Origin of the sequence: Dryocola baronae (assembly GCF_051297175.1) — a bacterium.
GTDB lineage: Bacteria > Pseudomonadota > Gammaproteobacteria > Enterobacterales > Enterobacteriaceae > Dryocola.
The window spans coordinates 2,420,274-2,432,945 of sequence record NZ_JBINNY010000001.1; the positions used below are offsets into that span (position 1 = coordinate 2,420,274).

The 12,672-nt window shown below is 57.7% G+C and carries 12 protein-coding genes; 8 read left to right on the forward strand and 4 right to left on the reverse strand.

What is annotated here, in order from left to right:
- Window positions 1-51: 51 nt before the first annotated feature.
- A complete protein-coding gene (locus ACSPHG_RS11400; RefSeq protein WP_435953591.1) occupies window positions 52-1,062 on the reverse strand; it encodes a LacI family DNA-binding transcriptional regulator in 1,011 nt (336 codons plus the stop codon).
- 179 nt (window positions 1,063-1,241) lie between these two features.
- On the opposite strand from ACSPHG_RS11400, the gene ACSPHG_RS11405 reads away from it, so the two are divergent.
- From ACSPHG_RS11405 to tyrR, 3 genes are all read left to right on the forward strand, one after another.
- Entirely contained in the window at window positions 1,242-2,639 is a 1,398-nt protein-coding gene (locus ACSPHG_RS11405; protein WP_435953592.1) for a YcjX family GTP-binding protein, read from the forward strand.
- The gene (locus ACSPHG_RS11410) at window positions 2,636-3,700 is read left to right on the forward strand and encodes a TIGR01620 family protein (protein ID WP_435953593.1); all 1,065 of its coding nucleotides are present in this window, start codon (window positions 2,636-2,638) and stop codon (window positions 3,698-3,700) included. Before ACSPHG_RS11405 ends, ACSPHG_RS11410 begins: the two co-directional genes overlap by 4 nt.
- 158 nt (window positions 3,701-3,858) lie before the next feature.
- Window positions 3,859-5,421 (forward strand): transcriptional regulator TyrR, encoded by a 1,563-nt coding sequence (tyrR, locus tag ACSPHG_RS11415; RefSeq protein WP_435953594.1) that lies wholly within the window; start codon window positions 3,859-3,861, stop codon window positions 5,419-5,421.
- An 89-nt stretch (window positions 5,422-5,510) separates the two neighbouring features.
- Here the strand turns inward: tyrR and tpx are convergent, their stop codons facing one another.
- The gene (tpx, locus tag ACSPHG_RS11420; RefSeq protein WP_435953595.1) at window positions 5,511-6,017 is read right to left on the reverse strand and encodes a thiol peroxidase; all 507 of its coding nucleotides are present in this window, start codon (window positions 6,015-6,017) and stop codon (window positions 5,511-5,513) included.
- Window positions 6,018-6,157: 140 nt separating this feature from the next.
- On the opposite strand from tpx, the gene ycjG reads away from it, so the two are divergent.
- Window positions 6,158-7,123, forward strand: coding sequence for an L-Ala-D/L-Glu epimerase (gene ycjG, locus ACSPHG_RS11425; RefSeq protein ID WP_435953596.1), 966 nt, complete (start codon window positions 6,158-6,160; stop codon window positions 7,121-7,123).
- 3 nt (window positions 7,124-7,126) lie between these two features.
- Here the strand turns inward: ycjG and mpaA are convergent, their stop codons facing one another.
- A complete protein-coding gene (gene mpaA / locus ACSPHG_RS11430; protein WP_435953597.1) occupies window positions 7,127-7,834 on the reverse strand; it encodes a murein tripeptide amidase MpaA in 708 nt (235 codons plus the stop codon).
- A 281-nt stretch (window positions 7,835-8,115) separates the two neighbouring features.
- Here mpaA and ACSPHG_RS11435 point away from each other — a divergent pair, with 281 nt between their 5' ends.
- From ACSPHG_RS11435 to ynaL, 4 genes are all read left to right on the forward strand, one after another.
- Window positions 8,116-9,735, forward strand: a complete 1,620-nt coding sequence (locus ACSPHG_RS11435) for a peptide ABC transporter substrate-binding protein (RefSeq protein WP_435953598.1) — start codon at window positions 8,116-8,118, stop codon at window positions 9,733-9,735.
- 120 nt (window positions 9,736-9,855) lie between these two features.
- Window positions 9,856-10,122 carry a DksA/TraR family C4-type zinc finger protein gene (locus ACSPHG_RS11440; RefSeq protein WP_435953599.1) on the forward strand — a complete coding sequence of 89 codons (267 nt, stop codon included), beginning with the start codon at window positions 9,856-9,858 and terminating at the stop codon, window positions 10,120-10,122.
- 143 nt (window positions 10,123-10,265) lie between these two features.
- A complete protein-coding gene (gene zntB / locus ACSPHG_RS11445) occupies window positions 10,266-11,240 on the forward strand; it encodes a zinc transporter ZntB (RefSeq protein WP_435955999.1) in 975 nt (324 codons plus the stop codon).
- A 267-nt stretch (window positions 11,241-11,507) separates the two neighbouring features.
- Window positions 11,508-11,672 (forward strand): proline-rich small protein YnaL, encoded by a 165-nt coding sequence (gene ynaL, locus ACSPHG_RS11450; protein WP_435953600.1) that lies wholly within the window; start codon window positions 11,508-11,510, stop codon window positions 11,670-11,672.
- 36 nt (window positions 11,673-11,708) lie between these two features.
- On the opposite strand, the gene ttcA is transcribed toward ynaL, so the two are convergent.
- Complete coding sequence (ttcA, locus tag ACSPHG_RS11455) at window positions 11,709-12,629, reverse strand: tRNA 2-thiocytidine(32) synthetase TtcA (RefSeq protein WP_435953601.1); 921 nt, start codon at window positions 12,627-12,629, stop codon at window positions 11,709-11,711.
- Between the last annotated feature and the right edge of the window lie 43 nt (window positions 12,630-12,672).

Sequence of the window (12,672 nt, forward strand, 5' to 3'; positions counted from 1 at the left end):
GTCGGGTGACGCCCGCGCTCACCCGACTTAAAAGCTGATGCGTTTATTCGATTAGCTAATCGAACCGTTCAGCGCAAGGGTGGTAGGAATAATCGTGCGCACCGGCGCTTTTTTCCCGGCGATTTTATCGAACAGCAGCGCGCTGCCCACCGCGCCTAATTCCAGCGTCGGCACCTCAATTCCGCCCGGCGGCGGCGAAAGTAGAAAGCTCAGCATGTCGTTGCTGTAGCCAACAACCGAAAGCTGCTGCGGAATCGAAATGCCTTTTTCGTGGGCGATGCGGTAAAGGCTCATTATTTTTAGGCTGTCGGTGGCAAATATTGCATCAGGTAGGAATTCGCCGCTCAGCAGCTTATCGGCAGCCCGTAGCGCCGTTTCGTTGGTATAGCCGCCGTCAACAATCCACTCTTCGCGCGGGGTAATATTCCTTTCACGCAGGCAGTCCTTAAAACCGGCAAGCCGGTCGACAGACACGTGATAGTCCAGCGGCGCATGCAGGCAGGCTATATTTTTATGGCCGTTATTCAGCAGGCTTTGGGTTAAGGTGATGCTGTCACGGTAATTATCGGTATCCACTGAACACACGTGCTTAAAGTCGCCGTCCACTTTGCCAATCACCACCACCGGAATAGCATATTGGTCTAATTCTTCAAAGAATGACTCATCGGTCGGCGAGCTGAGCATAATAATGCCCTTGATCATCTTCTGCTTTATTTTACTGACGCACTTTTGCAAATCTTCTTTACTGTTTTTGGATGTCTGCAAAATAACGTCAAAACCTTCCTGTTCGGCCCGCGCGGTAATGGCGTGCAGCACTTCAGAAAAGAACGGATTTCCCGCCGTGGTTTTGGTGGAGCGGGTGGAGATAACCATAATGGCGTCAAAACCCGACGAGGTGAGCGCCCGCGCAAGTTTATTCGGCTGATAATTAAGTTCTTCAATGGCCTTGAGTACCCGCTCGAGCGCTTCCGGGGAAATATTGGTTTGCTTATTCAACACCCGTGAAACGGTAGACTTAGAAACATTAGCCAAACGGGCAATATCGTAAATAGTCGGCGACATGGCTGAACCGGTCCTGTTCTGTGCCAAAAGATAACGCATATTACTGTCTGATAAACTGACTGTCTATTAAGGATGCTGCCGGGTAAATAGCGTGTAAAATTGCGCAATCCACTTTGATTTGCCAGAAATTAACCCCATTATTTCTTAATGCTCTTCAGAGCCAGGCAACCAGGACGCACATGAACAGAATCAAGAATGAACTGAATGCGCTTGTTAATCGCGGGGTGGACCGGCACCTGCGGCTCGCCGTCACCGGCCTTAGCCGCAGCGGCAAGACGGCCTTTATCACGGCGATGGTTAACCAACTTCTAAGCGTCAATAACGGCGCGCGCCTGCCGATGCTCGGCGCGGTGCGCGAAGAGCGGCTGCTCGGCGTGAAGCGCGTGCCGCAGCGCGACCTGGGCATCCAGCGTTTTACCTACGACGAAGGCCTGGCGCAGCTTTATGGCAATCCGCCAAGCTGGCCGACGCCGACGCGGGGCGTGAGCGAAATGCGCCTCGCGCTGCGCTATCGCTCCAACGATTCGCTGCTGCGCCATTTCAAAGATACCTCCACGCTGTACCTTGAGATCGTCGATTATCCGGGGGAGTGGCTGCTGGACCTGCCGATGCTGGCGCAGGATTATCTGAGCTGGTCCCGCCAGATGACGGGCCTGTTACAGGGTGACCGCGCGCAGTGGTCAGCCGAATGGCGCAGGCTGTGCGAAGGGCTTGACCCGTTAGCCCCGGCAGATGAAAACCGTCTCGCGGCGATTTCCGTGGCCTGGACGGACTATCTTCTGCGCTGCAAGCGTGAAGGCCTGCACTTTATTCAGCCGGGGCGCTTTGTGCTGCCGGGCGATATGGCCGGTGCGCCCGCACTGCAGTTTTTCCCGTGGCCGGACGTGGACGGCTTTGGCGAATCTAAACTTGCCCAGGCCGATAAATCCACCAACCTGGGCATGCTGCGTTCGCGCTTCGACTACTACTGCGACAAGGTGGTGAAGGGCTTTTATAAAAATCACTTCCTGAAGTTTGACCGCCAGATAGTGCTGGTCGACTGTCTGCAGCCGCTCAACAGCGGGCCGCAGGCGTTCAACGATATGCGCCTCGCGCTGACGCAGCTGATGCAAAGCTTCCAGTACGGGCAGCGCACGCTGTTCCGCAGGCTGTTTTCGCCGGTTATCGACAAGCTGCTGTTTGCCGCCACCAAGGCCGATCACGTTACCGTAGACCAGCACGCGAATATGGTTTCGCTCCTGCAACAGCTAGTGCAGGACGCATGGCAAAACGCCGCTTTTGAGGGCATCGACAGGGAGTGCATGGGCATCGCGTCGGTGCAGGCCACGCAGAGCGGGCTGGTTGACGTGCAGGGCGAGCAGATCCCCGCGCTGCGCGGCAATCGTTTAAGCGACGGCGCGCCGCTTACCGTTTATCCCGGCGAAGTTCCTGCGCGCCTGCCGGGCAGCGCGTTTTGGGAAAAGCAGGGCTTCCAGTTTGAGCAGTTCCGCCCGCAGATCATGGACGTTGACCGGCCGCTGCCGCATATCAGGCTTGATGCAGCGCTGGAATTTTTAATTGGGGATAAATTGCGATGAACGAACCTTTAAAACCGCGTATCGACTTCGCACAGCCGCTGGACGTTGAAAAAGAGGTGGTTTACAAAACGGCGCACGCCTTTAGCGAGCCGGAAGCCGAAAAGTTTACCCCCGCGCTGACGGCGCTTGATGAGGCGGAAGAGGAGAGCCGGGCGGAGGCGGTCGTCGAGGCCGCGCTGCGCCCGAAACGCAGCATCTGGCGGCGAATGGTCACCGCGGGCCTTGGGCTGTTTGGCATCAGCGTCGTGGCGCAGGGCATACAGTGGACGCACAACGCGTACATCACCCAGGACTGGATCGCGCTGGGCGGCGGTATCGCCGGTGGCCTGATCGTAGCCGCCGGGGTCGGGTCGATTGCCACCGAGTGGCGGCGGCTGTGGCGTTTACGGCAGCGTGCGGAAGAGCGCGACGAAGCGCGTGAACTGCTCAGCAGCCACAGCATGGGCAAGGGGCGAGCGTTTTGCGAGAAGCTGGCGCGGCAGGCCGGGCTTGACCAGGGCCACCCGGCGCTTCAACGCTGGTATGCTTCCATCCACGAAACGCAGAACGATCGCGAGGTTGTCGCCCTCTACGCCCAGCTTGTTCAGCCGGTGCTGGACGGCCAGGCGCGGCGTGAAATCAGCCGTTCCGCCGCCGAATCTACGCTGATGATAGCCGTCAGCCCGCTGGCGCTGGTGGACATGGCGTTTATCGCCTGGCGCAACCTGCGCCTGATTAACCGCATCGCCACGCTTTACGGCATCGAGCTTGGCTATTTCAGCCGCATCCGCCTGTTCCGCCTCGTGCTGCTGAATATCGCCTTTGCGGGCGCGAGCGAGCTGGTGCGCGAAGTGGGAATGGACTGGGTGGGGCAAGACATTGCCGCGCGCCTGTCAGCCCGCGCCGCGCAGGGCATAGGCGCGGGCCTGCTCACCGCGCGTCTGGGCATCAAGGCGATGGAGCTGTGCCGTCCGCTGCCGTGGCTGGAAGACGACAAGCCGCGCCTCGGCGATTTCCGCCGCCAGCTGTTGGTTCAGCTCAAGGAAACCATGAGCAAGAGCAAAACCAAGCCTTCGGCGTAACGCACCGGGCAATGCCGTGACCGTCAGGCTTTACGGCATTGCCCCATTCAACCACTTATCTGTCAACTTTTCTTCACACATCTCTTCTGACCGGCAGGTATCTGGAGTATCATCACCCCACCCAATATTTCCATTTACAGCGATGAAAGGTCACCTGCATGCGTCTGGAAGTCTTTTGTGAAGACCGACTGGGTCTGACACGCGAATTACTCGATTTGTTAGTCCTGCGCGGTATTGATTTGCGGGGCATCGAAATCGACCCGATTGGGCTTATTTACCTGAATTTTTCCACGCTGGACTTCGACTCATTCAGCAGCCTGATGGCTGAGATCCGTCGAATCCCAGGCGTGAAGGACGTGCGCACGGTGCCGTGGATGCCGTCCGAGCGCGAACACCGCGCCCTGAGCGCGCTGCTCGAAGCGCTGCCAGAACCCGTGCTGTCGCTGGATATGAAGAGCAAAGTGGAGCTGGCGAACCCGGCAAGCTGCGCGCTGTTCGGCCAGGGTGAGGAAAAGCTGCGTAACCACAACGCGGCAAGCCTGATTAACGGCTTCAACTTTATGCGCTGGCTGGAAGGCGCGCCGGCGGATTCGCATACCGAACACGTGGTGATCAACGGGCAAAACTTCCTGATGGAAATCACCCCGGTGCACCTGGACGGTGAGGACAGCCAGCCGATGCTGGTCGGCGCGGTCGTGATGCTGCGCTCAACGGTGCGCATGGGCCGCCAGCTGCAAAACATTACCCAGGCGGATACCAGCGCCTTCAGCCAGATTGTGGCGGTCAGCCCGAAAATGCGTCACGTCGTGGACCAGGCGCACAAGCTGGCGCTGCTCAACGCGCCGCTGCTGATCGTGGGCGATACCGGCACCGGTAAAGATCTGCTGGCCCACGCCTGCCACCTGAGCAGCCCGCGCGCGCAGAAGCCGTACCTTGCGCTGAACTGTGGCTCGATGCCGGATGACGTGGTGGAAAGCGAGCTGTTCGGCCACGCCGCGGGGGCCTATGCCAACGCGGTAGAGGGTAAAAAAGGCTTCTTCGAACAGGCCAACGGCGGTTCCGTGCTGCTGGACGAGATCGGCGAAATGTCGCCGCGCATGCAAACCAAACTGCTGCGCTTCTTAAACGACGGCACCTTCCGCCGCGTCGGCGAAGAGCACGAGGTGCATGTCGATGTGCGCGTGATCTGCGCGACGCAGAAAAACCTCGTCGAGCTGGTGCAAAAGGGCGAGTTCCGCGAGGATCTCTATTATCGCCTGAACGTGCTGACGCTGAATCTGCCGCCGCTGCGCGATCGCCCGCAGGACATCATGCCGCTCACCGAGCTGTTTGTGGCGCGCTTTGCGGATGAGCAGGGCGTGCCGCGTCCGAAGCTGGCGAACGATCTCAGCAACGTGCTAACGCGCTACGGCTGGCCGGGCAACGTACGCCAGTTAAAGAACGCGATCTACCGCGCGCTGACCCAGCTTGAAGGCTACGAGCTGCGCCCACAGGACATTCTGCTGCCTGATTTTGATACCGCGAGCCTGGCCGTGGGGGAAGAGGCGATGGAAGGGACGCTGGATGATATCTCGCGCCGTTTCGAACGTTCCGTGCTGACTCAGCTTTATCGCACCTATCCAAGCACCCGCAAGCTGGCAAAACGCCTCGGCGTGTCGCATACGGCGATTGCTAATAAGCTGCGTGAATACGGGCTAAGCAACAGGAAGACGGAAGAGTAATTTTTGGAAAAAGGCGGGTGGCGCAAACGCCACCCGCCCTACAATTCAGGTTGGTCGGGTAAGGCTAAGCCGCCGCCCGACATCACATCTTAAGCCTTCAGGGCTTCCAGCGCGGCAGCGTAGTCCGGCTCGTTGGTGATTTCATTCACTAACTGGCTGAAGACTACTTCATCTTTCTCATTGATAACCACAACCGCACGGGCGGTCAGGCCTTTCAGCGCGCCTTCGGCGATGCCAACGCCGTAGTCGTTCTGGAACTCTGGGTTACGCAGAGTGGACAGGGTGATGACGTTGCTCAGGCCTTCTGCACCGCAGAAGCGGGACTGGGCAAACGGCAGGTCGGCGGAAACGCACAGAACAACGGTGTTATCCAGTTCGGTCGCCAGCTGGTTGAATTTACGTACCGACGCGGCACAAACGCCGGTGTCGATGCTTGGGAAAATGTTCAGCACTTTACGTTTACCAGCGAACTGGCTCAGCGCAACATCAGAAAGGTCTTTGGCGACCAGAGAGAAGGCGGCAGCTTTGCTGCCAGCCTGCGGGATCTGACCTGCAACGGCAACGGGGTTGCCCTGGAAATGAACGAGTTGTGACATGTTTAATCTTCCTGTTTACATATAATTAACGCCGCCGACAGTGTATTCCAGGATTTAGCCGATGAATATAAAAAACTGAATCTGCACGCAAAAGTGTTGGCTCGCTATACTGAGCAGACACCCATAACGACAGGTTAACCATGAGAACAGTTAAGGTTTATCAGGAAGCATGGCCGCTTCACACGCCGTTTGTTATTTCGCGCGGGACGCGCAGCGAAGCAGTTGTTGTGGTGGTCGAACTGGAGGAGGACGGCATCAAGGCCGTCGGGGAATGCACGCCCTATCCGCGCTATGGCGAAAGCGATGCCTCGGTGCTGGCGCAGATCGCGACGATTATTCCGCAGCTTGAGCAGGGCATGACGCGAAGCGAGCTACAGGAAGCGCTTCCGGCGGGCGCGGCGCGCAATGCCGTAGACAGCGCGCTTTGGGATCTGGAGGCGCGTCGCAAAGGCTACTCGGTTTCGTATTTGTCCGGCGTGGAGCTGCCGGAAAGGATAACCACCGCGCAAACGGTGGGCATCGCCGCGCCTGAGCAAATGGCCGCCGCCGCCGCGCTGCTGTGGAGCAAAGGGGCGCGGCTGCTGAAGATCAAACTCGATGACCGCCTGTTCGCCGAGCGCATGGTGGCCGTTCGCGCGGCGGTGCCGGAAGCGGTGCTGATTGTCGATGCCAACGAATCCTGGCACAGCGAAGGGCTTGCCTCGCGCTGCCAGCTGCTTGCCGACCTCAACGTTGCCATGCTTGAGCAGCCGCTGCCGGCGGGTGTTGACAGCACGCTTGAAAACTTTATTCACCCGCTGCCGATCTGCGCAGACGAGAGCTGCCACACGCGCGACAGCCTGCCGTCCCTGAAAGGGCGTTATGAGATGATTAACGTGAAGCTCGATAAAACCGGTGGCCTGACCGAGGCGCTGGCGCTGGCGAAAGCCGCGCGCGATGGCGGCTTTGATGTGATGCTGGGCTGCATGCTGTGCACTTCTCGCGCGATTGCCGCTGCGCTGCCGCTGGCCGCAACGGTCCGCTTTGCCGATCTCGATGGCCCAACCTGGCTTGCGGTGGACGTTGAACCCGCGCTGCATTTCGAAACGGGTTCGCTTTTCACCTAGCCTCTAACGGTGCCAGTGCAGCAGGCCCATCATCGCATCAAGATAGCGCTCGCTGGCCTCGTCTGCCGATATCGGCGGAAACTCCGCCGTGATGCTCGGCAGGTTGAGGTCGGCGCACCAGCTGCCAAACGATCCCGGCGTTTCGTATCCCACGCTCGTTACCAGCGGCAGCTTTAAGGCTTCCGCCAGCCAGTTGCCCAACGCGGTATCATGCGGATCCTCAATACAGCCGAGCGGATCGTGAAAAGAGACTACCCACGCGGGCTGAAGGCTGTGAATCAGCTGGCATAAAGCGGTGGTTTCCGGTTCTGAACCGGGCTTCGCGCCCGTTGACAGCACCACGTCACGCTGGTCCGCGCTGCTGTTCCAGCGATAGACGGTTTCGCCTTCCTTCCAGTTAGCCGACGGAAAATTACGGTTGAGATCGACGCCGTTGGCGTTGGCGCGCAGGCCAAGCTGGCAGCCGTCCGGATTGACCGCCAGCACCACGTGATGGCGACGGTATTTTTCCTCAAGCGTGCGCATCGCGCAGGAAAGGGTGACTACCGCCGCGTTCTCATCGCCGTGGGTACCCGCGATAATCAGGCCGCTGCGGGTTTCGCTGGGGCTTGCCGGGAACCACAGCAGGGGCGCGCCGAAAACCGATTTACCGTAGCGCTCGCTGCCTGGAGGCAGACGGCCACGTTGGGAACGAGGGCGGTGACCGGGCATAGCAATCCTTATGTGAGAGGAGATCTTTCAACATTAATAGCAGTGTTTTGCATAAATCTCATCTGCAAACAGGCGGCTGCGGGAGGCCAACGGCGATTTTTGGCACATCTTTGCAGGACGACCCTGCGCGCGTCAAAGATTCCACATTTAATTATTCAATACGGTTGCATTGCCGCATGTTGTTTGCTTTTCTGAACGGTAAAACAAGCGATTGCGATAATTACCCGCCGTTTCTGGCGCGGGTCTGCCACCTGATAAAACCAATTCCTCAAGGGTAACTGATGAAAAAACCTTTTCGTATTACCTTCTGCGCGCTGGGCGTTGCCAGCCTGTTTTCCACCGCCTGGGCGGCGGATATTCCTGCCGGGACTAAACTCGCCCCGAAGCAGGAGCTGGTGCGCCATATTAAAGATGAACCCGCTTCGCTCGATCCTATTAAGGCCGTTGGCCTGCCTGAAATTCAGGTCATCCGCGATCTTTTTGAAGGCCTGGTCAATCAGAATGAAAAGGGCGAACTGACGCCCGGCGTCGCCACCAAATGGCACAGCAACGATAACCGTACCTGGACCTTTACCCTGCGCGATAACGCCCGCTGGTCGGACGGAACCGCCGTCACCGCCGACGATTTTGTCTATAGCTGGCAGCGGCTGGTCGATCCGAAAAACACCTCGCAGTTCGCCTGGTTTGCAGCCCTTGCCGGTATCACCAATGCGCAGGCTATTATCGATGGCAAAATGCCGAAGGATAAGCTGGGCGTCACGGCGGTTGACGCCCATACGCTGCGGATCCAGCTCGATAAACCCGTCCCGTACTTCCCGAACCTTACCGCAAACTTTTCGCTTTACCCGGTTCCTAAAAGCGTGGTGGAAAAGCTGGGGCAGGACTGGACCAAGCCGGGCAACCTGGTGGGCAACGGGGCCTTCACGCTTAACGAGCGCGTTGTAAACGAAAAGCTGGTTGTGGTGCCGAATAAAAACTACTGGGATGACAGGAAAACCGTGCTCACCAAAGTGACGTTTATTCCTATCAACCAGGAGTCCTCGGCGACCAAGCGCTATCTGGCGGGCGATATCGATATCACCGAATCCTTCCCGAAGAATATGTACCAGAAGCTGCTTAAGGATATTCCAGGCCAGGTCTACACGCCGCCGCAGCTAGGCACCTACTACTACGCTTTTAATACCCAAAAAGGGCCAACGGCGGATGCGCGCGTGCGCCTGGCGCTGAGTATGACCATCGACCGCCGCCTGATGGCTGAAAAAGTGCTGGGGACGGGTGAAAAGCCCGCGTGGCGTTTTACGCCGGACGTCACCGCAGGCTTCAAGCCCGAGCCGTCGCCGTTCGAGCAGATGAGCCAGGAGGAGCTGAACGCGCAGGCTAAAACCCTGCTGCGGGCGGCGGGTTACGATGGCACCAAGCCGCTGAAGCTGACGCTGCTGTACAACACCTCCGAGAACCATCAGAAGATTGCCATCGCCGTGGCGTCAATGTGGAAGAAGAATCTTGGCATCGACGTAAAGCTGCAAAACCAGGAGTGGAAAACCTACATCGATAGCCGCAACACCGGCAATTTCGATGTGATTCGCGCCTCGTGGGTTGGCGATTACAACGAGCCTTCGACCTTCCTTTCGCTGCTGACCTCAACGCATAGCGGAAACATCGCGCGCTTTAATTCTCCGGCTTACGACAAGGTGTTAACCCAGGCAAGCCAGGAAATCACCGATAGCGCGCGTAACAAAGATTACAACCAGGCAGAGAGAATTATTCAGGAGAAAGCGCCGATAGCGCCTATCTATCAGTACACCAACGGCCGCCTGATCAAGCCGTGGCTGAAGGGCTACCCGATCGATAACCCGGAAGACGTTGCCTACAGCCGTACGATGTACATTATTGCCCACTGATAGCCGATTTCCCTGCCCGTAAAGGGCAGGGAAGCCGCACCCGCTTGCCCCTTCGATTAAAAACCACGCGTTTTTCGTGCTATTATTAACCTTATGTCTTCGGCTTCCGGGAGGTGAAAAATGGCATCAGGCTGGGCAAACGATGATGCAGTACAGGAACAAATCGACAGCACCATAGGCGATGCTATCGCCCGTGCGCGCAGCGAGCTCCCAAAAGGCGAAAGCCTCACGCACTGCGAAGAGTGCGGCGACCCCATCCCCGAACAGCGACGTAAAGCCATCCCCGGCGTGCGGCTGTGCGTAAAATGTCAGCAGGAAGAAGACGCCAGAAGGTCTACCTTCTCCGGCTACAACCGTCGCGGTTCCAAAGACAGCCAGCTTCGTTAGAACTTTTCACCCGCGCTGTGCGAGAAATAACCTTTCCTGATGTAATTCAGCACTTTTGCCTGTCGCTGCGGGTTGCTTAACAACCCAGGATGGCTAGACTGACAGCTGAGTCTTTTCTGGCTGGGGGTAGGGTTGTGGATGTGATGAAAGGGGCCGAGCTGAACGTGCCGGATGCGGTATTTGCGTGGCAGCTGGATGGCCAGGGCGGCGTAAGGCCGATTGAAAACGACACCATCATCGATCGCGAGCATCCGTGCTGGCTGCATCTGAACTATACCAACCGCGACAGCGCCGACTGGCTGGCAACCACGCCGCTACTGCCAAATTACGTGCGCGACGCGCTGGCCGGCGAAAGCCTGCGGCCGAGAGTGTCGCGCGTTGGGGAAGGGACGCTCATCACGCTGCGCTGCATTAACGGCAGCACCGACGAGCGGCCCGACCAGCTTGTGGCGATGCGCCTGTACATGGACGAGCGTCTTATCGTTTCCACGCGGCAGCGGCAGGTTCTGGCGCTTGACGATGTGGTCAACGATCTCAATGAAGGGACCGGGCCAACGGACTGCGGGAGCTGGCTGGTGGACGTCTGCGACGCGCTGACCGACCACGCCAGCGACTTTATCGAACAGCTGCACGACAAAATTATCGACCTTGAAGACAACCTGCTCGACCAGCAAATCCCGCCGCGCGGCTTCCTCGCGCTGCTCCGCAAACAGCTCATCGTCATGCGCCGCTATATGGCACCGCAGCGTGACGTGTACGCGCGCCTGTCCAGCGAACGCCTGACGTGGATGACGGACGACCACCGGCGGCGGATGCAGGACATTTCAGACCGTCTGGGGCGCGGGCTGGACGAAATCGACTCGTGCATCGCCCGCACGGCGGTAATGACTGACGAAATCGCGCAGGTAATGCAGGAAGCTATGGGACGGCGCACCTACACCATGTCACTGATGGCGATGGTGTTTCTGCCCAGCACCTTCCTGACCGGCCTGTTCGGCGTTAACCTGGGCGGTATTCCCGGCGGCGGCTGGCATTTTGGCTTTAGCCTGTTCTGCATCATGTTGGTGGTTCTGATTGGTGGTGTTGCCTGGTGGTTACATCGCAGTAAATGGCTGTAAAATTTCACATTTTTAACAAAAATGACACTGAAAAAGGCCGCCTAATTTGAGCGAGGTCAATAAACTACCGGGCGGTTAGAGGCAATATCTCTCTCGCAGGTGAATGCAACGTCAAGCGATGGGCGTTGCGCTCCATATTGTCTTACTTCCTTTTTTAGAATTACTGCATAGCACAATTGATTCGTACGACGCCGACTTTGATAGTCGGCTTTTTTTTGTCTGCGATTTGTTGTCTATGCTTAAGGGGAGAGCTAACAGGAGGCGTTTATGACAAATCACCGTGGCATATTTCAGCTTAGTATTTCGATGAGTGACCCTTTCCCCAGCGATCCGGCACCGGTTCCCGATCCTATTCCAAGACCGCAGCCCATCCCAGAACCGCCTATCGACCCCGATCCGAAGCCAATAATCGATCCGCCACCGCACATGTAAGGGGTTCCCTCTCCGTAAAGGAGAGGGAAGGCAGGGCTATTTGATTTCGAGAACGTCGAGGCGCTGCAACGGCGCTTCGCTATCGTCTTCTTCCGGCTGCCAGCCCGCAGGCTGCATCGGCAGCTCTTCGCGGTCAAAGGCGAGATCGCCGCCGTCAACCACCTCAGCGCCGTGCTTCAGGCCTTTAAAGTCGAACAGTTCGGTATCGCACAGGTGAGAAGGCACCACGTTCTGCATCGCGCTGAACATGGTTTCGATGCGGCCCGGGTAGCGTTTGTCCCAGTCGCGCAGCATGTCACCGATCACCTGACGCTGAAGGTTAGGCTGTGAACCGCACAGGTTGCACGGAATAATTGGGTATTCGCGCGCGGTGGCGAAGCGTTCGATGTCTTTCTCACGGCAGTAGGCCAGCGGGCGAATAACGATATGCTTACCGTCGTCGCTCATAAGCTTAGGCGGCATGCCTTTCATCTTGCCGCCGTAAAACATGTTCAGGAACAGCGTCTGGAGGATGTCGTCGCGATGGTGACCCAGAGCGATTTTGGTCGCCCCCAGCTCGGTTGCCGTGCGGTACAAAATACCGCGACGCAGGCGGGAGCACAGTGAACAGGTGGTTTTACCTTCGGGGATCTTATCCTTAACGATGCCGTAGGTATTCTCTTCGACAATCTTATATTCCACGCCAATGCTTTCGAGATAGGCTGGCAGAATATGTTCCGGGAATCCCGGCTGCTTCTGGTCGAGGTTCACCGCCACCAGGCTGAAGCTAATCGGCGCGCTCTGCTGCAGATTGCGCAGGATTTCCAGCATGGTATAGCTGTCTTTACCGCCTGAAAGGCAAACCATGATACGGTCGCCTTCTTCGATCATATTGTAATCAGCGATCGCTTCGCCAACGTTGCGGCGCAGGCGTTTCTGTAATTTATTGAGATTGTACTGTTCTTTTTGACTGGTCATGGAATTCTCGGGCTGTAAACCAACACGCGTAACGCGTAATGCT